The following is a 20,044-nucleotide window of genomic DNA, read 5'->3' as shown; positions in this document are numbered from 1 at the left end:
CCGTGAAGGGCTCCTTGAGGGAATCAGATTCCCTCAAGGAGCCCTTCACGGACTTGGTTCCAGTGCCCCGGCTCTGCGCGCCGTGGCTCAGCTGCTCGGCTTGCCCGCCGTCTGCGGCTGAGACTTCGCGCCGTTCCCGTTCGAGCCGGTCTCGCTCTTCGAGCCGTTCCCCGCCGAGCCGTTGCCGGACTTCGCGCCGTTCCCCGCCGCGCTTTCCGCCGACCCGCCGTTTCCGCCCTTCGCCGACGCGCCGTTCCCCGTCGTGGACTTCGCGGCGGAACCGTTCCCGGCCTTCGGCTTGGGCGACGGCGCGGCCTTCGTCTCGACCGGCCCCGGCGACGGGTCCGGCTTGGCCGGGTCGTCGCCGCCCACCAGCTTCGACGCGGCGGGCAGCACCGATTCCGACGGCAGCGCCGTCAGCAGACCTTCGCTCCGGCCGAGGACCTCGTCCGCCATCGCCAGGTTCTTGCGGGCCTGTTCGCGGATCTCGGCCAGCCGCTCGACCTTGCGCGCCGCCGCGGTGGTGCGCTGCGCCGCCTGCGTGGTCGCCTCGTCGAGACGGCGCTTGGCCTCCGCCGTCGCCTCCTCGACGCGGCGGGTCGCCTCCGCGGTGGCTTCCGCGATGCGGCGTTCGGCCTGGTTTTTGCTGGCCGTGCGCTGGTCGGCGATCAGCTTTTCGTGCGCGGTGCGCTCGGCGGTGATCTTCGCGTCGAAGTCGCGCTCGATCTTGCGGCGCTTGCGCTCGGCTTCGTTGTCGAGGAGTTCCCGGCGCTGCGCCGCCTCGACCGTCAGCCGCTGCACTTCGGCGCGGGTTTCCTTCAGCGCGGCCTCGTGCTCCGAGTGCAGCGCTTCGGCCTGCTTGTCCAGTTCCTCGACCAAGCGGTGGTAGCGCTCGCGCAGCTTCGTGGACGCCTCCGTCGACGACGCCCAGTGCTTCTCGGCCGCCACCTGCGCGCGCTTGGTGATCTCCTCGGCCCGCGCTTGCGCGAGCGTGACGGTGCGCTGCATCCGCTCGTCCAGGTCCTCAAGACGCTCCGGCGGCTTCAACAGCTCTTCGACCCGGGCCTGCAGCTTCGACACCTCGCCGCGCGTCGCCTCGAGTTCCCGCGACAGCGTGGCGACCTGCGAGGCCGCCGCGTCGCGGTCGGTGATCAGCCGGTGCAGCTGACCTTCGAGGTGGTCGAGGTACTGCCGCACCTCGTTGCGGTCGAAGCCGCGCCAGGCTTCGGTGTACTCGCGCCGCAGCGGGAGGAGGCCGTTGTCTCGCTCGGGAACCATGCCCACGACCGTACCCGCGCACCTGGCGTGCGTGCCGCCAGGAGTGGTGAATCACCGCCCCGGGTCGATTCTGCGCGGCGATCTCGCCTGAACGGCCTCACCCGCCGCGCGAAGCCGTCACTACCAGTGGAACCCGCGCGACAGCCGGGCCAGCGCCATCGCCGCGCGCGACAGGTGTTTTTCGCCCCGCCCGATCTTCAGTTTCCCGCTGCCGCCCGCCGCCGCGGAGTCCGGGAAAATCCGGAAACCCTGGTACGCGATCGCGTCGGTGAGCCCCGGCGCGAGCGTGTAGGTCAGCCCGATCGCCTGGCCCGCCGGGGTGCCGATGTGCTTGGGCCGCTGGATCAGCGCTTTCAGCACCATGTCCGCCGCCTGCTCCGGCGATTTCGTCGGGAAGGCGTCGTAGATCTTCGTCGGCCGGATCATCGGCGTGCGCACGAGCGGCATGTGGATGGTGGTGAAGGTGATCCCGTCGCCGTGCGTTTCGGTCGCCGCGATCCGGGAGAAGTAGTCGAGCGCGGCCTTCGACGCGGCATAGGCGGAGAACCGCGGCGCGATTCCCTGCACGCCGATCGACGAAACGTTCACGATGTGCCCGAATTTCCGCTCCGACATGTGCGGGAGGACCGCCAGGATCAGCCGCACCGCGCCGAAGTAGTTGATCGCCATCGCGCGCTCGTAGTCGTGCATCCGGTCGTACGACAGCTTGATCGACCGCCGGATCGACCGGCCGGCGTTGTTCACGAGCATGTCGATCCGGCCGTGTTCGGAGAGCATCGCGTCCACCGCCTTGCGCACCGAATCCTCGTCGGTGAGGTCCGCCGGGTACACCGACGCGGTGCCGCCGGCCGCGATGATCTCGTCCCGCACTTCTTCCAGTTCGTGCTGCCGGCGCGCGACCAGCAGCGGCACCCCGCCGGCCGCGGCGACCTTCAGCGCGGTGGCCCGCCCGATGCCCGACGACGCGCCGGTGATGATCACCCGGCGGCCGTCCAGTTCGCCGCGCGGGCCGTGCTTGCGCGCGCGGAACGGGTCGAGGTGTTCGCGCCAGTAACGCCACAGCGTCGGGGCGTACTCCTCGAGCCGGGGCACCTCCACGCCGCTGCCGGCCAGCGCCTTTCGCGTTTCCGCCGAAGCGAACACCGAGGGGAAGGCCATCGTTTCCAGCAGCACCGGCGGAATGCCGAGCCGCTCCAGCACCGCGTCGCGGGCGATGGTGAACCCGGGAATGTGCTCGCTGAGCTTGACCAGCCCGACGATTCCCTTCGACACCTTGTCGCCGAGCTGCACGGTGATCGTCGGCGCCCCGGCGGCACGGGCGAACGCGTTGTAGACCGACACCACCGGCTGCGGTTCGGGGTTCACGAGGTGGAAGGCGCGGCCGTCGAGACCCGGCGTGGTGACCAGTTCCAGCAGGGCCTTCGCGACGTAGTCGACCGGAACCACGTTGGTGTCGCCCAGATCCGGGCCCGCGGTCGGGAGGTCGGGCAGCCCGGCGAGCCTGCTGATCGCGGGGAAGAGGTAGTACGGGCCGTCGATCTTGTCCATCTCGCCGGTCTGCGAATCGCCGACCACGACCGCGGGCCGGTACACCCGCCACGGCACCTCGTGCTGTTCCCGGACGAGCTTCTCGGCCTCGAATTTGGTGCGGTGGTACGGCGTGATGAGCCGCTGGCCCACGTCGAACATGTCCTCGGTGAACAGTCCTTCGTGGTCCCCGGCGACGGCGACCGACGAAACGTGGTGCAGGCAGCCGGCGTTCAGGTCCGCGGCGAGGTCGAGGACGTTCTGCGTGCCCTCCACATTGGCCCGGATGCTGGTTTCGTCGTCGGCGGTGAGGTCGTAAAGGGCGGCGAGGTGGATGACGTGGTCGACGCCGCGCAGCGTCTCCCGGTCCGCTTCGGACACTCCCATCAGCGGTTCGCCGAGGTCGCCGGTCACGAGCGTGACGCGGTCCGGATGCGGCCATCCGTCGACGAGCGCGGCCAGCTTCTCCCGCGACGACGCGCGCACCACGAGCGCGACCCGCTCCACGTCCGGCCGGGTGAGCAGCTGCCGGGTGACCTGGCGCCCGATCAACCCGGTCGCGCCTGTCACCAAGAACGTCGCCATCTCCATCACCCTCCGCCGTGCCGCCGCCTGAACCCATGGGCATTCTGCTGCATGGACGCCGCCCTGACCACAACGCGGCAGGGTGATGTTACCCGCAAGTAACTTAGCTTCGCGACCGGGGTCAGCAGGTGGCGGCGGGTTTTTGCGCGGCGGGAGAAGACGGAAAACCTGCGCGAAGGGTCTCCTCGCGCAGGTTTTCCGGGGCACGAGGGGACCCCTCGCGCGGGCGTCGCGGACCTTTACGCCGGGTCCGCGATCACCACGCGGTTCTCCTCGTATCCGTCGCTCCCGCCGATCCAGCGCCCGCCGCAGGTCACCAGAACCACCCGGTGCGGACCGGCCTGCCCGAAAAGATCGTCGGCGCGGCTCGGCAGATCGTTCTTGTGCACGGTGACCAGCTGGGAAATCCGGTACCGGCTCGTCTTGCCCGCGCGGTCCACGATCGTCACCACGCCGCCGATGCGCTCGCTCCACAGCTCCGAGAACGGCCCGGTCGCCCCGCGCCAGTTCACGTGGCCCGCGAACACGCTCGCGCCGCTGACCGCTTCCAGCTCCGCGCCCCACCACGCCGCCTGGCCGATGTTCGACGGCACCGGCAGCGTGTTGCCCGGCCCGAGATCCTGGCGCACCATCGTCGCGGTCCCGCCGCCCGGCAGCCGGATCGTGCCCGGCGCCTGCGGTCCCGGCTCCGGAGCTTGCCGATGCTCCGCGGGCGCGGCGGGCGGCGCTGCCGCTGAACTGCTGGGCGGCGGTGCCGCCGAACTGCTCGACGGCGGCGGCGCGGGAGCCAGCTGCTGCGGGGAAGCGGCCGGTACGGCGGCGGCGACCGGGGACGCGCTCCCGGCCACCACCGTCGTCGGCGGCGAACTGATCACGACCGTCGCGAGTTCCACTGCCAGCACGCTTGCCGCGCCGAGCACGAACCCGCCGATCAGCCGTCCTTTTCCGCTCATGTGCCCTTGCTGCTTTCGATTACCGCCGCGCCGACCGCCGAGCGGCGAACCCGACCAGCGCCGATCCGACGAGCACCAGCGCCGCGAGACCCGCGATGCCAGCCGTGGAGAAGCTCGTTTCGACGGTGCCCTTCGCCATCGTCACCGGCAGGTCGCCGGCGGGAATCGCGTGCGGCACCTCGTTCGGCGTGTTGGCCACAGTCAGCGCAAGTGTGCCGCCCGGCTGCAGCGACCCGCACGCGGCGGGCGGGTTGTTCGGGTCGAACGCGTTGGTGTAACCCGGCGGCGCGTTCACCTCGACCACGCAGACCTCCTGCGGGGCCAGCAGGTTCTCGACGGTCGCGGTGCCGTTTTCGCCGCTGGTGGTGACCACCGCGGGCTGCCCGTCCGGACCGGTGAGCGCCTTGCCGTCCTGGCTGGTGGCCGCGCTCTTGCGGTCCTTGCCGGTGATCCGCAGCGTCGCGCCGCCGATGCCCTTGCCGGTCTTGGCGTCGGTCTTGGTGACCTGAACCTTGCCGGGCTTCGCCACGGCGACAACGCCTTGGGCGGTCAGTTGCTTTTCACCGCCGGTGCCCACAACGTTTTGCACTTCGCCGTTGCGGTCGACCGGGTTCTGCACGACCGGCTTGTCCGCCGGTGCGGACAACGATGCGACGAGCTTCGGCTGGTCGCCGGTAGGCGTGACCTTCACCGTGACCGTGCCGTTCGCATCGGTCTTCAGCGTCGTGTCTTTCTGCGCGGCCTGCGGCGCGGAGTTGCCGGACGAAGAGTCGGACGCCTTCTCCGTGGCCGCCTGCTTGTCCGCTTGGCCGATAGTCCCGTCAGTGGCGGTCAGCTTCACCGGAACGTCCGGGATGCCTTTGCCCTTGGAGTTCTTCACCGTGACGGTCCAGTTCGCGGGCTGGCCGAGGTGCTGGTCTCCCTTCGGCGCGGTCACCGACGCGGTCCACGGGCCGCGGTTGGCTTCGGCCTCAGCCTTCATCTTGGTCACGTCGTCGGCCGCGGCCTGGGAAGCCTTCTTGAGATATCCGAAGTAGTCGGCCTCGGGATAGGCGACGTCCTTCTTGGGCAGGCTCGGGTCGGTGTCGCCGGGCGTGCGCGATGGGGCGGTCCACGAGTGGAGCAGATGCGCCAGCGCGGCGGCCTCGTCGTTGTTTTGGGTATTGCCATAGCGCAGCAGCAGGTACGAGATGTTGGCCGCGACGTCGGCGGGCAGCTTCGTGCCCCACTTCGTCAGAAGTTCGTCGCCCGGCTTGTACGCCTCGTTGCTGTTCGGCGCCTTCAGGTGGAAGCTGACGCAGAACACGTCCTTGCCGTTCACCTGGTAAGTGCCAAGCCAGTCCGTGTGCTCGTTCGCGAGAGTGACCGTGTGCCCGATGTGTTCCTTGGGCTTAGGAGGGTCGTCGGCCGAGGCCGGGGCGGCCCCCAGCGCGGTTACGGAGAGTGCGCCGAGCAGTGCGGTCGCGACCAGCCCGGTGGCCGCGCGCCAGCGAGCGCGCGGGCGTGAGATCCACCCCATGGTGTGTTGGCTCCTTCGACGTGCCTGCCGTCGCCTGAACGGCGTCCTCGCAGTTCACCTGATCGAACAACTCCCCGACGCGCGTTCGGTCACTTCCCGGACACGCGAGGTGAAGGTTCGCGGGTCACCATGGGGGTTGTCTAGAGACCATCGGGTGACCTGCGGTGAACGGTCGTGACCTTCATCGCCTACGGTGGCCGTAACGGGGGTCGCCCACCCGTGCGGGTGATGAGTAAAATTGGCTTTACCCGACGGGAACCAGCGGGCCGCCGCGGTCGTTGAACCCGATGCAAGGTGCCAGAAAGTCCAGGAGGACAGGTGCGTTCCAGCAGCAACCCGGCGTTCCGCAAGCTCCCGCGCGGCGCGGCCGCGACCGGGCAGTACGGGCCGAACGTCGGCTTCGACCAGCCCTACGGCCAGCCGCAGGGCCAAGGTGGCGTCCCGGGTTACGGCCCTGGCCAGATGGGTACCGCCTCCGCCGACCGTCCGATGACGGTCGACGACGTCGTCGTCAAGACCGGCATGTCGCTCGGCGTCGCGCTCGTCGTCGGCGTGCTCACCGCGATCTGGGCGCAGACCCAGCTCGTGCGCGACTCCGTCGGCAAGCTTTCGCCGAGCGGTCCGCTTCTCGGCGCGCTGATCGGCGGGCTCGTGGTGGGCCTCGTCGTCTCGCTCGTGATCATCTTCAAGCAGAAGCCGAGCGGTCCGCTCACGCTCGTCTACTCCGGTGCCGAGGGCCTGTTCCTCGGTGCGCTCAGCGGCATGATCGAACTGTTCCTGCCGGGCATCGCCCTGCAGGCGCTCATCGGCACCGCGGGCGTGTTCGTCGCGATGCTGGTCGTCTACAAGACCGGCGCGGTGAAGGTCACGCCGAAGCTCACCAAGTGGATCGTCGGCGCGGTCGCCGGTGTGGCCATCCTGATGCTGGTCAACCTGATCACCGCGGTGTTCTTCGGCTTCAACCCGCTGCGCGACGGCAGCCCGCTGGCCATCGTCTTCAGCCTGGTGGTCATCGGCATCGCCGCGTTCAGCTTCCTGCTCGACTTCGACCAGGCCGACAAGATGATCCGCGCCGGCATGCCGTCGAAGTGGGCCTGGTACGCCGCCTTCGGCCTGATGACCACGCTGGTGTGGCTGTACCTCGAGATCCTGCGTCTGCTGTACTACCTGCGCGACTAGCCGTCGCACAGGTTTCCTGGAAGGGGCGCTCCGCGTTACGCGGAGCGCCTTTTCTGTTTTTCTGCCCCGTACCGCTGCGAGCCCCCGCGGCGGTCGTGTTGGATGTGCCCGGTCGGAATCTTTCTTTCGGGTTTGCGAGGCATCAGGTGAGCGTTCCGCCGCACGGGCACGGACCGCAGCAGGGCTACGGACAGAACGGCCCGTCGCCGTTTCAGCAGCACTACGGCCCGGGCGGGATGCCGCCTCAGCCGGGCCCGAAGCGCAAGTTCCCGACCAGGACCGTGGTGCTGATCGCCGTCGCGGTGGTGGTCGTGGCGGCGGGGGTCGTCATCGGCTTCTTCACATTCGGCAACTCGACCAGCAACGTTCACGCGAGCGACTGCATGCACATCGAGAAGTCCGGTTCGTCCACCGCGATGAGGTCCATCGACTGCGCTGACCCGGGGGCGAACGTGAGGGTCGCGGTCGCTCGCCCGAACCGGGGCGACAGGTGCCCGCGCGGGGACTACTACCGCTACACCACCGGCGGCAAGAACCGGCGCGTGCTCTGCCTCATTCCCAATGTGCAGCAAGGGGATTGCCTGTCCGGACTCGAACCCGCCACGACGACCTACCAGAAGGTCCCGTGCACCGATCCGCGGAAGAACGCGGAAATCGTCAAGCTGGTGACCGGCACGACGGACCGTTCGGCGTGCGACGGCAGTGGTTCGACCTCTGCTCGTTCGTACTCCGAGCCGGAGGAAGTCATCTGCGTCAAGAGCTGACGGGGCGGTACAAAGGGGCCGTCCGGACGCCCGGTTTCGGCCGTTCGTCGCACTCTGTGGGACAGGCTGCGTCCGGCGCTCGCGCGGACCTAACGTGGATCGCCGCCCGCCGCCGGGCGGACCCCGTTGATCCCCGACACCCCCAGGAGACGTGGTGGCGACCACCGATTCCCCTGTCGACGAGCGAAAACTGCTCGACTTCCCGACCTCCTGCGAGGCTCCGGCACCCAAACCGGAAGAGCCGGTCAAGATCGTTCCGCTCGCCGTCGCCGCGGTGCTCGCGGTCGGGCTGACCGGCTACGTCTGGGCCGCGCACGGCGCGAAGTTCGGGGTCCTGCTCGTACTCGGGCTGCTGCTCGGACTCGCGCTTTTCCACTCCCGCTTCGGTTTCACCTCCGCCTGGCGGCAGCTGATCGCCGTCGGCAACGGGCAGGGCCTCCGCGCGCACACCCTCCTGCTCGGCACGGCCGCGACGCTCATCGCCCTCATCTGCGGCACCGGCGCGGGCCTCTTCGGAAGCAAGCCGGTGCCGGTCTCGAACGTCGGTCCGATCGGGCTCGCGTTGTTCGCCGGGGCCACGTTGTTCGCGATCGGCATGCAGCTCGGCGGCGCGTGCGCGTCCGGGACGCTGTTCGCGGTCGGGGCCGGGCAGTCGACGATCGTGCTGACCCTCGGCGGTTTCATCGCCGGCTCGGTCCTCTACACCTGGGGTTACCCGCTTTTCACCGGCTGGCCGCAGGTTTCCGGAGTTCTGCTGTCGGACCACGTCGGCTGGTTCGGCTCGTGGGCGATCACGATCGTGGTCCTCGTCGCGATCGTCTTCGCGACCCGGCTGGTGCAGAAGCGCCGGGTCCCGCCGCCGGTCGACACGGTGCCCACCGCGCGCGGGTTCGCCCGGATTTTCCGCGGCTCCTGGCCGATTCTCGTCGGGGCGGTGGTGCTCGGCGTGCTGGCCGGGGCGGTGTACCTGGTTTCCGGCGGCATCTGGGGTGTTACGAGCGCGTTCAGCTTGTGGGGCGCGAAAATTCTCCAGGTGTTCGGACTGCACCCGGAGCAGTGGGAATTCTGGCAGCTGAAGGCGAACGCGACGTCGCTGTCCAAGCCGATCTGGCAGGACAAAACGAGCCTCACCGACATCGGCATCATGATCGGCGCGTTCGTCGCCGCCGCGGCCGCGGGCGCGTGGAAGATCCACAGCTCGATCCCGTGGCGCACCGCCGTCGCCGCGATTCTCGGCGGAATCCTGATGGGCATCGGCGCGCGGCTGGCGGGCGGCTGCAATATCGGCGCCTACCTCGGCGGCATTTCCGTCGGCAGCCTGCACGGCTGGCTGTGGGGCGCGTTCGCGCTTTTCGGCACCTGGATCGGGCTGAAACTGCGGCCGTTGTTCGGTTTGGGCAACCCTGCGCGCACGGACAGTATCTGCTGAGGCAAGGGGGACTTTTCGCAGGTCATCGTGAGTGTGCGAAAAGTCCCCACGTATTTCATTCGCAACCGAAATAGGCTGCGTCGCCGCTTGCCGCCCGGCTAGTGTGGAGCGCGCGCAAGGGGGAACCGCGGTCGTAATTGTCGCGCCGCGGGCTTGCGCTTCACCACTAGCAGATGGGGTTCCGCATGTCCGCACCAGCGACTCCGGCCGCGCCGGGGGCCGGTGACAAACTCGACCGGGGAGTGCTGAAGGTCGCTTCCGTGGTGGTGCTCGGCGCCATCATGGCGATCCTCGACACCACCGTGGTCAACGTCGCGCTTCAGAAACTCACCATTCAGTTCACCACGTCCTTCGACACCATCCAGTGGGTCGCGACCGGCTACATGCTGGCGCTGGCGACGGTCATCCCGGTCACCGGATGGGCGTCCGACCGGTTCGGCACGAAACGGCTGTACCTGCTCGCGATCGGCACCTTCCTGGTCGGCTCGATGCTGGCCGGGCTCGCCTGGAACGTCGAATCGCTGATCGCGTTCCGCGTCGTGCAGGGCCTCGGCGGCGGCATGCTGATGCCGGCGGGCATGACGATCCTGACCCGCGCGGCGGGCCCGCACCGGATCGGCCGGGTGATGGCCGTGCTCGGCGTGCCGATGCTGCTCGGCCCGATCTGCGGCCCGATCCTCGGCGGCTGGCTGGTCGATTCGGTGAGCTGGCGCTGGATCTTCTACATCAACGTCCCGATCGGGCTGATCGCCTTCCTGCTCGCGCTTCGCCTGCTGCCGAAGGACAACCCGGAGCCGGGCAACCGCTTCGACTTCCTCGGCATGCTGATGGTGTCGCCGGGACTGGCCGCGCTGATCTTCGGCGTCTCCCGGATTCCGTCCACCGGCACCGTCGCCGACGTCGAGGTGTGGCTGCCCGCGCTGGCCGGGCTCGCGCTGCTGGTCGCCTTCGTGCTGCGGGCGCGGACCATGGAGCACCCGCTGATCGACCTGAAGCTGTTCCGCAACCGGTCGTTCTCGGTCGCGATGATCACCATGGCGGTGTTCTGCGTCGGGTTCTTCGGCGCGATGCTGTTGCTGCCCACGTATTTCGTGCTGGTGCGCGGCGAGTCCGCGCTGAACGCGGGTCTTCTGCTGGCCCCGCAGGGCCTCGGCGCGATGCTGGCGATGCCGGTCACCGGACGGCTCGCCGACAAGATCGCGCCGCGCCGGATCGTGCTGCCCGGCCTGGTCCTGATCGCGCTGGCCATGGTGGTGTTCACGCAGGTCAGCGCGACCACGCCGTACTGGCAGCTGATGGCGGCGCTGTTCGTGATGGGCATCGGCATGGGCTGCACGATGATGCCGATCACCTCGGCCGCGCTGCAGACGTTGCAGTCCAAGGACATGGCGAAAGCCTCGACCGCGACGAACATCCTGCAGCAGACCGCGGGCGCGATCGGGTCCGCGGTGATGTCGATCATCCTGGCGGCGCTGCTCGCCGGGAAGTTCGGCGTGCCGACGAGCCAGGGCCAGCTGGTCGCCACCGCGGCCACGATGAACCCGGCGACCCACGACGCCGCGGCCGGTTTGGCGGGCGAGTCGTTCGCGACGACGTTCCTGTGGGGAACGGTCCTGCTGGTGCTGTGCCTGGTGCCCGCGTTCTTCCTGCCGAAGAAGCGCGTGGCGGCCGAGGAGGAATCCGGCGAGGTCGCTCCGCCGGTGCTGATGCACTGACGCGTTCAGGAGAAAGGGCCGCCCGCGTTGCGCTCGCGGGCGGCCCTTTTCTATGGGGACACCGAGACTGGGTCGTGCGCGGCTCGGGGCGCGAGGAGCACCCCGGCCAGCAGTGCCGCGGCGGCCAGAAGGAACACGATCGGCAACGCCGCGCTGTTGTCGATCACCAGCGTGATCCACCCGAACACCGCGATGCCCAGCGATCCGCCGATCTGGCGGGCGAAGGTCAGTGTCGCCATTCCGGCCCCGAGAATGTCCTTCGGCACTATGGACTGCGCGAGCAATGTGTAGGCCTGCATAGACAGTCCGAGCGCGGCACCGTTGCACGCCAACCCGGCCACCACGGCCAGCAAGCGCAACCCGCCCGGTCCCAGCAGCGGAAGCAAAGCTGTGCAGAGCAATCCCACGACGCCGAGGACGAGGCCGAGCCTTCCCCACGCAGTGACGCGCGGCCACCGTCGAGCCAGCAGCGCGAACCCGCTGGTGACCACCACCTGTCCGATACTCATGGGCAGCAACAGAAAGCCCGTGGCGGCGGGGTTTTCGCCGCCGATGGCCAACGGCACGTAGGTGAAGCTGCCGAACAACGCCACGCCGGTCAGCAAAGTGACCACGACTGCACGGGCCACAGCGGGGTCGGCGAACAACCTGAGCGGAACGAACGGAGCCGCGGCGCGCCGTTCGACCCGGACGAACGCCACCGTTCCTGCGAGCGCGACCGCGATCAGCAACGGCGCTGCCACCGGATTGCGGGCGAGCGAGTCGCTGCTGCCCAGAACGACGATGCTGCCGCCGACCATCGCGACCAGAAACGCGCCGGTCACATCGAACCCGCGTCGCTCAGCACGGTCACGCTTGCCCGGCACCGACCCGATTCCCAGCGCCAGCGCCAGAACGCTGACCGGGAGATTGACCAGAAAGATCGACGGCCACCCCGCGCTGGCCGCCAGCAGCCCGCCCGACGGAGCGCCGCCGATCGAGGACACCGCGAACACCGCGGTCAGCCAACCTTGCCTGCGCACCATTTCCGTCCGGTCGAACAGTTCGGCCATCGCGGCGACCGCGGCGACGATCAACCCGCTGCCGCCAAGCCCCTGCACCGCGCGCAAAACGATTAGAGCGGTCAGGTTCGGCGCCAGCGCGCATCCGAGCGAAGCGACCGCGAAGACCGCCACCGAGCCGACGAACATCCTCCGCCGGCCCCAGCGGTCGCCAAGACTCCCGTGCACCGGGGTGGCCACCGCGACTGCCAGCAAATACGCCGCGGTGACGCCGCCCACCGCACCCGGATTCCCCAGGTCGGCACCGATCGACGGCAACGCCGCGACGACCACGTTGGTGTCCAGCGCCGCCATGAGCATCCCCGTCAGGAGCGCGGCGAACGCGGCGGTGCGGCTGTGAGCCAGCCGCGAAAATGTATGCATATCGCACACGTTATGTGTGCGTATCGCATGTAGTCAAGGTAGGGTGCCGGGATGACCGCCTCCAACGACAAGTCCGCGAGCGCGCCCCTTTCCGAAGCCGGGCCCGCCCTGTTCCGGCTGGTCCGGTACTGGTCGCGGCGGTGGATTCTGCGCACCTCCAACGAACTCACCGGCGAAATGCGGCACGTGCAGCACATCCTCGCCGTCGAGGCGGTCGACACCGCCAGCGCGCGCACTGGCGAGGTCACCGTCGCGACCGTCGCGGACCACCTGAGCCTCGATCACTCCGGAGCCAGCCGCATGGTCCGAGACGCCACCGCAGCCGGGTATCTCGTCCGGGACACCTCGGGTCAGGACCGCCGCCGCGCTTCGCTCCAGCTCACCGAGACCGGTCGCGAACTGCTAGCCGGATCCCACCGATGGCAGCGTCAGACGTTCGACGAGCTGACCGCCGACTGGCCGCCTGCCGACCGGCACCGGTTCGCGGGCTACCTGCTCCGCCTGGAGAGCCAGCTCGACCGTTGACGGACCCGAAAAGGGCCGCCCGCATTGCGCTCGCGGGCGGCCCTTTTCGTTGCCGGAAACTCAGGAAAGCCGCTCCAGCACCATCGCCATGCCCTGGCCGCCGCCGACGCACATCGTCTCGAGGCCGAACTGCTTGTCGTGGTGCTGCAGGGAGTTGATCAGCGTCGAGGTGATCCGCGCGCCGGTCATGCCGAACGGGTGGCCGACCGCGATCGCGCCGCCGTTGACGTTCAGCCGGTCGAGGTCGATGCCGAGGTCGCGGTAGGACGGGATGACCTGCGCGGCGAACGCCTCGTTGATCTCGACCAGGTCGATGTCCGAAATGGACAGACCGGCGCGGGACAGCGCCTGCTTCGACGCCTCGACCGGGCCGTAGCCCATGATCTCCGGCGAAAGCCCGGTGACGCCGGTGGACACGACGCGCGCCAGCGGCGTCAGGCCCAGCTCGCGCGCCTTCGTGTCGGACATGATCACGACGGCCGCCGCGCCGTCGTTGAGCGGGCAGCAGTTGCCCGCGGTGATCCGGCCATCGGGGCGGAAGACCGGCTTCAGCCCGGACACGCCCTCGAGCGTGACGCCCGCGCGCGGCCCGTCGTCCTTCGACACGACCGTGCCGTCCGGCAGCGTGACCGGCGTGATGTCCTTGGCCCAGAAGCCGTCCGCGATGGCCTTCTCGGCGAGGTTCTGCGACCGCACGCCGAACTCGTCCATCTCCTCGCGGGTGATGCCCTTGAGCCGCGCGAGGTTCTCCGCGGTCTGGCCCATCGCGATGTAGACGTCCGGGAGTTGCCCGTTCTCGCGCGGGTCCTGCCAGCTGTCCGCGCCGGACTCGGCGGTGGCCTTGGTGCGCGCCTCGGCGTCGGCGAACAGCGGGTTGTGCGTGTCCGGCCAGGAGTCGGAGCTGCCGTTCGCGAACCGCGACACGGTCTCGACGCCCGCCGAGACGAAGACGTCGCCCTCGCCGGCCTTGATCGCGTGCAGCGCCATCCGGGTGGTCTGCAAGCTGGAGGAGCAGTACCGGGTGATCGTGCAGCCGGGCAGGTGGTCGTAGCCGAGTTCGACGGCCACCGCGCGGCCCATGTTGAAGCCGGACTCGCCGCCGGGCAGGCCGCAGCCGAGCATCAGGTCGTCGATGTCGGCCGGGTCCAGCTGGGGCACCTTGTCCAGCGCCGCGCGCACCATCTGCACGGCCAGGTCGTCCGGGCGCATCCCGACCAGCGAGCCCTTCCCGGCGCGGCCGATCGGGGAGCGGGCGGTGGAGACGATGACAGCTTCGGGCATGACAGACACATCCTCGGGTCGGCGGCACTAAGCGGTTGCTCACCATCTTGCCGCGTCCGGCGGCCGTCCGAAAGCCGAAGGCGACATGCACCACCTTGCGCCCGTGGGAGGATTTCTGCCGTGACAGAGCGCAACCGGGTGTTGTCCACGCGCACGATCGCGTGGTGGGGGACCGGCATCGTCCTGCTTGCGGCCGTCGCGGCGGCGCTGCTGCTGTGGCTGCTCGGCGGCGGGACCCCGGCCGATTCGTCGCGGCTCGACGCGCTGCGCACGGCCTCGAGCATCGTCGTCGGCACTGGTGGCGCGGCCGCGCTCCTGCTCGCCGCGCGCCGCCAGCGGTCCGCGGAACTGGACCTCGAACAGAAAGATCACGACGCCACCCAGCGCCGGATCACCGAGATGTACGGCAAGGCCGCCGACCAGCTCGGCAACGACAAGGCCCCGGTCCGGCTGGCCGGGCTGTACGCCCTCGAACGGCTCGCCCAGGACTACCCGGAGCAGCGGCAGACCATCGTCAACGTCCTCTGCGCGTACCTGCGGATGCCACTGGACGGGACCGTCGAAGAGGTGCAGGTGCGCAAGGCCGCGCAGCGGATCCTGATGCTGCATCTGCGTACGGGCAGCGGCGAGGAACCGCTCGGGTCGTACTGGCCGGACATCGACCTCGACTTCTCCGGAGCCACGCTCGTCGCGCTGACTCTCACGCACTGCCGAATCCGTTCCATTGTCTGTTATCAGACCGAATTTACGGAAACCGCGACCTTTCGCGGTACGGAATTCCGCACCAAAGCCGATTTTCACGAAGCCACCTTCCGCAACCGCGCGGATTTCCGCAGCACCGTCTTCGGCGGCGAGCACGACGTCTTCCGCGGCACGAAGTTCGAGGAGCACGCGGAATTCGGGGTGAACTCGAAAGCCCGGCTGGCCGGAGCGCTCGCGAAGCCCGGGTACAAACGCACCTGGCCGCCCGGCTGGGCCGAAGAGCGCGGCGACGACGGATGGCTCCGGCTCATTCCTTCGGGCGTTCCGGAATAACGGCGGAACCACTAGGATCCGTGAAGAGTCGACAAGAAGAGGATCCCTATTCAGGAGGTGACCCGGTCATGGCAACCCTTACGCGGTACTGCATGGCACTGCGGGCCGGGACGGATCTCCGGGACGGGATCACGGATCGGCGTGCGGCGGCCCTCGGGCCGACCCCGGTGCCGACGCGCGGCTTGGTGGCTGCCTGAGGTCCGCGCCGGGGGAGGCCTGACCTCGCCTGGCGCCGCCCGTGGCACCGACGCGCACCCGGAGACCGCCAGCCGGTCCCGCGCTAGCCCGTCAGGGGCCCGGCTGTTTAGGCTGGTCGCGTGGAGTACGCAGAACACATCGTGGACCTCGTGGGCAACACCCCGCTGGTCAAGCTGAATTCGCTTACGCGGGGGCTCAAGCCGCTCGTGCTCGCCAAGGTCGAGTACGTCAACCCGGGCGGCAGCGTGAAGGACCGGATCGCGCTGCGGATGATCGAGGCCGCCGAGGCCTCCGGAGAGCTGCGCCCTGGCGGCACGATCGTCGAGCCCACCTCGGGCAACACCGGCGTCGGGCTCGCCATGGTCGCCCAGCGCAAGGGCTACCAGTGCGTCTTCGTCTGCCCGGACAAGGTGAGCGAGGACAAGCGGAACGTGCTGCGCGCGTACGGCGCCCGCGTCGTCGTGTGCCCGACCGCGGTCGCGCCTGAGCATCCCGACTCCTACTACAACGTGTCCGACCGGCTCGTGCGCGAGATCGAGGGCGCCTGGAAGCCCAACCAGTACGCCAACCCGGAGAACCCGGCCAGCCACTACCACTCCACCGGCCCGGAGCTCTGGCGGCAGACCGACGGCAAGATCACCCACTTCGTCGCGGGTGTCGGCACCGGCGGCACGATCTCCGGCACCGGCAAGTACCTGAAGGAGGTCAGCGACGGCCGCGTCCAGGTCGTCGGGGCTGATCCCGAGGGCTCGGTGTACTCCGGCGGCACCGGACGGCCGTATCTGGTCGAGGGCGTCGGCGAGGATTTCTGGCCGGAAACCTACGACCGGAACGTCGCGGACCAGATCATCCCGATCAGCGACGCGCACTCCTTCGAGATCACGCGCCGGCTCGCGACCGAGGAAGGCCTGCTGGTCGGCGGTTCGTGCGGGATGGCCGTGGCCGCCGCGCTGAGGCTGGCCGAGGGCCTCACCGAGGACGACGTGGTGGTCGTGCTGCTGCCCGACGGCGGCCGCGGCTACCTCACCAAGGTCTTCAACGACGCCTGGATGTCGTCCTACGGCTTCCTCCCGCCGGACTCGTCCGGCGGGACCGTCGGCGACGTGCTCACCCGCAAGTCCGGTGCGCTGCCCAGCCTCGTGCACTCGCATCCGAACGAGACGGTCGCCGAAGCAGTGGCCATCCTGGCGGAATTCGGCGTGAGCCAGATGCCCGTCGTCAGCGCGGAACCGCCGGTGATGGCCGCCGAGGTGGTCGGCGCGGTCAACGAGCGCGATCTGCTCGACGCGCTGTTCACCGGCAAGGCACAGCTCGCCGACCGGCTCGAAACGCACATGTCGCCGCCGCTGCCCACGATCGGGGCCGGCGAGCAGGTGAGCGCCGCGATGAAGGCGCTCGAAGGGGCCGACGGCGCGCTGGTGCTGATCGACGGCAAGCCGGCGGGCGTCGTCACCAGGCACGATTTGCTCGCGTTCCTCGCGGGCCGGTAGGCCGAAGCTCACGGGTTCCGGCCGGGGCGTCTGCGCGCGTCCTGACCGGGCATCCGATAGCGTTACGGCCGAATAGAACTTTTTCGCGTCCTCGTCAAGGGGGTTCAAGACCCACATGAGTGCTCCGCAGCCACCGAACCAGCCCTGGGACGGCGGACAGCAGCCGCCGCAGGGCCCGTCGAGTGGTCCTACACCGCAACAGGACAGTCCCTTCGGAGCGTCGGAGCCGACCCAGGTGGTCCAGCCGGGCCAGCCGCAGCAGCCCGCACAGGGCGGCGGCGCGTTCGGCGACACCCCGGAGCCGACGCAGGTCGTGCAGCCCGGCCAGCCGGCTGACTCGAACGCCACCCAGGTGGTGAACCCGGTGAGCGCCGAGGGCAACGCCGAGTCGACGCAGCTGGTCCCGCCGAGCCAGCAGCCGCAGAACATCCCGTACGCCCCGCCGCCGAGCGCGGCGGACAACCCGGCCGCGGTCGCCGGTTTCGGCGCCCCGCAGGGCTTCGGCCAGCAGGGTCAGCCCGGGCAGCCGGGTCAGCCGCCGCAGGGCTTCGGCCAGCCGGGCGGTTTCGACCAGGGCGGCTTCGGCGCCCCGCCGCAGGGCGCGTACGGCCAGCCGGGTCCGCAGGGCTTCGGCCAGCCCGCCCCGTTCGGCGCGTCCGCCGCGCCCGCGAGCGGCGGCGGCAACGCGCTGTACGGCTACATCGCCGGCGGCGTCACCGCGGTGCTCGGCCTGATCGCGCTGATCGTCTCGTTCAGCTACATGAGCGACACCAGCGACTACTCGAAGCTGTACGACAGCTCGAGCCGGTACCAGAAGCTGTTCGACGAGGCCGGTCTCGCCTCGCCGGGCACGCTGTGGTTCTACGTGATCATGATCCTCGTCGGCGCGGTGGTCGCGCTGGCCGGCGGTGTCGCGCTGGCGCTCGCCTCGCGCGCGGCCGTGATGCGCAAGCTGGCCCCGATCGGCGTGCTCGTCGGCGGCGTCCTGCTGCTGCTGTTCTCGATCCTGGCGAAGTCCGGGACCTCGGTCAGCAGCTCGTTCGCCGACAAGTACGGCGGCAGCTCCAGCGCGACGAGCGGCGGCGGCATGCTGACGCTGATCCTCGGCATCATCATCCTGATCATCGGCGTGGTCGCGGTCATCCCGGCCACCTCGCAGTACGTCGGCCTCGGTTCGTCCCAGGGCGGCCAGGGCGGTCCCGGCGGCCCGCAGCAGCCGGGCGGTTTCGGCGGCGGACAGCCGGGCTTCGGCCAGCCGCAGTCCGGCGGTTTCCCGCCTCCGGGCGGACCGAACCCGAACAGCGGGGGCTTCCCGCAGCCGGGCGGCCCGAACACGGGCAGCGGAGGCTTCCCGCAGCAGGGCTTCGGGCAGCAGCCGCCTCCCGGCTACGGCCAGCCGGGCCAGCAGCCGGGCTACGGCCAGCCGCCGCAGCAGCCGGGTTACGGCCAGCCGGGCCAGTACCCGCCGCCGGGCGGGCAGCAGCCGCCTCCTGGCTACGGCCAGCCGGGCCAGCAGCAGCCGCCGCAGCAGTGGTGAGCCGCTGAATCTCCGCGAAGGGCGCCTCCGTCTCACGACGGCGGTGCCCTTCGTCGTTTCCGGTCCTTTTTTCGCGGGATTCACGGCTAAGTGGTGGCCTTTTCCCGGCCATTCCGACAGCCGGGGGAATTGCGGCGCCCATGCGCTCGAGCCGGTCCCCAACCGTGCATTTCCGGGCTAGGGTGAGCGCCGTCCGAAAACGCCTTCCCAGCCCGAGGGGGACCTGCTGTGAGCGGCCTGCACGGACTTCCGGCACGGCAGCGGGAACGGGAATATTCGGTGGCGGAGCCGGTGCCGTACCGGCCGAACGGGAGCACCGCGATCGCGGCCGCGCTGTTCGGGCTCGTCGCCGCCGCGACGTCCGGCTATCTTCCGGCGCGGCTGTTTCTCGACATTCCGTCCGGATTCAGTCTTGGCGATCTCTCGTCGTTGACCCTCGTCGATCTCGCTGCGTACTTGGCCGCTTCGCTGGTTTTGCTGGTCGGCGCGATCGCCACTTTCTTCCGGGCGACAGCCGGCGCGGTGCTGCTCATCGCGGGCTCGTTGCTCGCTCTCGGCGCGCTCCTGCTGGAGCCCGCGCTCGACGGTTCCCCGGCGTACCTCGAATACTTCCGGACGCTGCTGCGGTTCGAGAATTTCGCCGCGCTCGACCGCGTCGCGCTGACGGCGGCGGTGCTGCTGGTGCTCGTGCTGGCCGGGCTTCCGCGGACCTTCGGCTACCTGCGTTATCGCGTACCCGTGGTGCCCGCTTCGTCACCCTCGCGACAGTGGTGAAATCCGTCCCCGTAACCGGAGCGGACCTGGCACGATACAGGCACTCCACCCGCCGCCGGCGGGACCAGATATACCGAGGACTCCCCGTGACTTACCCCCAGAACCCGCAGGGTCAGCCCCAGCAGCCGCAGAGCGGCCCGTTGCCGGGGCAGCCGTACCCGGCGAGCCAGCCGACGCCGGCGCAGCCGTACCCGGGCGCGCCGCAGCCGCCGTTCGGCCCGCCGGCCGGCGGGCAGCCGTACCCGGCTTATCCGGGCGGGCCTGGTGTGTACCAGCCGAAGCCGAACGGGGCGACCGCGATCATCGCCGGGATCCTCGCGATCATCGGCGGCGTTTTCGCGATCATCCAGCTCATCGTCGCCGTGATCGCGCTGTCGGCCATCCACATCACGGTGTGGCAGCTGTACGTGTCGATCGTGGTGAACGCGGCGCTGGTCGGCCTGCTGTTCTTCGGCGGCATCGGCCTGTTCCTGCACAAGCCCGCCGCCCGGCTGTGCACGATCGTCGGCTGCGGGGTGGTGATCGCGTACACCGTCCTGAGCGTCGTCGCCGCCGGAGTCGAGTACTCGGGTTACTCGGAGAGCGCACGGATGCTGGGCCGGGGCATCGGAGGTTCCCTGATCGCGCTGATCCCGCCGATCGCGACCCTGGTGCTGGCGATCGTGAAGCCGACCGCGGACTGGGTCAACCACCGTCCGGGCGCGCCCGCACAGGGCGGATACCCGGCGCCGCAGGGCTGGTGACGGAGGGGCTGCCGGTTTTGTACCGGCAGCCCTCCCGCATGGTGAGTTGCCTCCCAGCTGATGGGATTGTCGGGGGTGCCCCGTACCC

Annotated in this window: 17 protein-coding genes; 11 read left to right on the top strand and 6 right to left on the bottom strand. The window is 69.7% G+C overall.

Annotated features, from left to right (window positions below):
* Positions 1-87: 87 nt before the first annotated feature.
* From ACWGIC_RS18055 to ACWGIC_RS18040, 4 genes are all read right to left on the bottom strand, one after another.
* Entirely contained in the window at positions 88-1,278 is a 1,191-nt protein-coding gene (locus tag ACWGIC_RS18055) for a cell division protein DivIVA (RefSeq protein WP_452077069.1), read from the bottom strand.
* A 120-nt stretch (positions 1,279-1,398) separates the two neighbouring features.
* A complete protein-coding gene (locus ACWGIC_RS18050) occupies positions 1,399-3,390 on the bottom strand; it encodes an SDR family oxidoreductase (RefSeq protein WP_452077068.1) in 1,992 nt (663 codons plus the stop codon).
* Between the two features lie 239 nt (positions 3,391-3,629).
* A complete protein-coding gene (locus ACWGIC_RS18045; RefSeq protein WP_452077067.1) occupies positions 3,630-4,343 on the bottom strand; it encodes a class F sortase in 714 nt (237 codons plus the stop codon).
* A gap of 19 nt (positions 4,344-4,362) precedes the next feature.
* Positions 4,363-5,862: an MSCRAMM family protein gene (locus ACWGIC_RS18040; protein WP_452077066.1), complete on the bottom strand. Its 1,500-nt coding sequence runs from the start codon at positions 5,860-5,862 to the stop codon at positions 4,363-4,365.
* Between the two features lie 318 nt (positions 5,863-6,180).
* Between ACWGIC_RS18040 and ACWGIC_RS18035 the strand changes: the two genes are divergently transcribed.
* The 4 genes from ACWGIC_RS18035 (at position 6,181) to ACWGIC_RS18020 (ending at position 10,949) form a co-directional block, all read left to right on the top strand.
* A complete protein-coding gene (locus ACWGIC_RS18035; RefSeq protein ID WP_452077065.1) occupies positions 6,181-7,041 on the top strand; it encodes a Bax inhibitor-1/YccA family protein in 861 nt (286 codons plus the stop codon).
* Positions 7,042-7,187: 146 nt separating this feature from the next.
* Entirely contained in the window at positions 7,188-7,805 is a 618-nt protein-coding gene (locus tag ACWGIC_RS18030) for an LppU/SCO3897 family protein (protein ID WP_452077064.1), read from the top strand.
* Between the two features lie 151 nt (positions 7,806-7,956).
* A complete protein-coding gene (locus ACWGIC_RS18025; protein WP_452077063.1) occupies positions 7,957-9,234 on the top strand; it encodes a YeeE/YedE family protein in 1,278 nt (425 codons plus the stop codon).
* A gap of 185 nt (positions 9,235-9,419) precedes the next feature.
* On the top strand, positions 9,420-10,949 hold the full coding sequence (locus ACWGIC_RS18020) for a DHA2 family efflux MFS transporter permease subunit (RefSeq protein ID WP_452077062.1): 1,530 nt from the start codon (positions 9,420-9,422) through the stop codon (positions 10,947-10,949).
* 50 nt (positions 10,950-10,999) lie between these two features.
* On the opposite strand, the gene ACWGIC_RS18015 is transcribed toward ACWGIC_RS18020, so the two are convergent.
* A complete protein-coding gene (locus ACWGIC_RS18015; RefSeq protein ID WP_452077061.1) occupies positions 11,000-12,373 on the bottom strand; it encodes an MFS transporter in 1,374 nt (457 codons plus the stop codon).
* A gap of 51 nt (positions 12,374-12,424) precedes the next feature.
* On the opposite strand from ACWGIC_RS18015, the gene ACWGIC_RS18010 reads away from it, so the two are divergent.
* Complete coding sequence (locus ACWGIC_RS18010; RefSeq protein ID WP_452077060.1) at positions 12,425-12,898, top strand: MarR family winged helix-turn-helix transcriptional regulator; 474 nt, start codon at positions 12,425-12,427, stop codon at positions 12,896-12,898.
* Between the two features lie 60 nt (positions 12,899-12,958).
* Here the strand turns inward: ACWGIC_RS18010 and ACWGIC_RS18005 are convergent, their stop codons facing one another.
* The gene (locus tag ACWGIC_RS18005) at positions 12,959-14,179 is read right to left on the bottom strand and encodes an acetyl-CoA C-acetyltransferase (protein ID WP_452077059.1); all 1,221 of its coding nucleotides are present in this window, start codon (positions 14,177-14,179) and stop codon (positions 12,959-12,961) included.
* A 120-nt stretch (positions 14,180-14,299) separates the two neighbouring features.
* Here ACWGIC_RS18005 and ACWGIC_RS18000 point away from each other — a divergent pair, with 120 nt between their 5' ends.
* From ACWGIC_RS18000 to ACWGIC_RS17975, 6 genes are all read left to right on the top strand, one after another.
* A complete protein-coding gene (locus ACWGIC_RS18000) occupies positions 14,300-15,214 on the top strand; it encodes a pentapeptide repeat-containing protein (RefSeq protein ID WP_452077058.1) in 915 nt (304 codons plus the stop codon).
* A 68-nt stretch (positions 15,215-15,282) separates the two neighbouring features.
* Complete coding sequence (locus tag ACWGIC_RS17995; protein WP_452077057.1) at positions 15,283-15,411, top strand: hypothetical protein; 129 nt, start codon at positions 15,283-15,285, stop codon at positions 15,409-15,411.
* A 120-nt stretch (positions 15,412-15,531) separates the two neighbouring features.
* Positions 15,532-16,902 (top strand): cystathionine beta-synthase, encoded by a 1,371-nt coding sequence (locus tag ACWGIC_RS17990; protein ID WP_452077056.1) that lies wholly within the window; start codon positions 15,532-15,534, stop codon positions 16,900-16,902.
* Positions 16,903-17,137: 235 nt separating this feature from the next.
* The gene (locus ACWGIC_RS17985; protein ID WP_452077055.1) at positions 17,138-18,439 is read left to right on the top strand and encodes a hypothetical protein; all 1,302 of its coding nucleotides are present in this window, start codon (positions 17,138-17,140) and stop codon (positions 18,437-18,439) included.
* A 228-nt stretch (positions 18,440-18,667) separates the two neighbouring features.
* A complete protein-coding gene (locus tag ACWGIC_RS17980) occupies positions 18,668-19,213 on the top strand; it encodes a hypothetical protein (RefSeq protein WP_452077054.1) in 546 nt (181 codons plus the stop codon).
* Positions 19,214-19,299: 86 nt separating this feature from the next.
* Complete coding sequence (locus tag ACWGIC_RS17975; RefSeq protein ID WP_452077053.1) at positions 19,300-19,956, top strand: hypothetical protein; 657 nt, start codon at positions 19,300-19,302, stop codon at positions 19,954-19,956.
* Positions 19,957-20,044: the final 88 nt, after the last annotated feature.

The organism is Amycolatopsis sp. NPDC054798, assembly GCF_053611505.1.
The sequence above is the reverse complement of the archived record's forward strand: the minus strand, read 5'-3'. Positions and strand labels throughout refer to the sequence as shown.

Excerpts from the sequence above, each read along its gene's own strand:
- ACWGIC_RS18055 (WP_452077069.1), bottom strand. The coding sequence starts at position 1,278 with ATGGTTCCCGAGCGAGACAACGGCCTCCTCCCGCTGCGGCGCGAGTAC.
- ACWGIC_RS18050 (WP_452077068.1), bottom strand. The coding sequence starts at position 3,390 with ATGGCGACGTTCTTGGTGACAGGCGCGACCGGGTTGATCGGGCGCCAG.
- ACWGIC_RS18045 (WP_452077067.1), bottom strand. The coding sequence starts at position 4,343 with ATGAGCGGAAAAGGACGGCTGATCGGCGGGTTCGTGCTCGGCGCGGCA.
- ACWGIC_RS18040 (WP_452077066.1), bottom strand. The coding sequence starts at position 5,862 with ATGGGGTGGATCTCACGCCCGCGCGCTCGCTGGCGCGCGGCCACCGGG.
- ACWGIC_RS18020 (WP_452077062.1), top strand. The coding sequence starts at position 9,420 with ATGTCCGCACCAGCGACTCCGGCCGCGCCGGGGGCCGGTGACAAACTC.
- ACWGIC_RS18015 (WP_452077061.1), bottom strand. The coding sequence starts at position 12,373 with ATGCATACATTTTCGCGGCTGGCTCACAGCCGCACCGCCGCGTTCGCC.
- ACWGIC_RS18010 (WP_452077060.1), top strand. The coding sequence starts at position 12,425 with ATGACCGCCTCCAACGACAAGTCCGCGAGCGCGCCCCTTTCCGAAGCC.
- ACWGIC_RS18005 (WP_452077059.1), bottom strand. The coding sequence starts at position 14,179 with ATGCCCGAAGCTGTCATCGTCTCCACCGCCCGCTCCCCGATCGGCCGC.
- ACWGIC_RS17995 (WP_452077057.1), top strand. The coding sequence starts at position 15,283 with ATGGCAACCCTTACGCGGTACTGCATGGCACTGCGGGCCGGGACGGAT.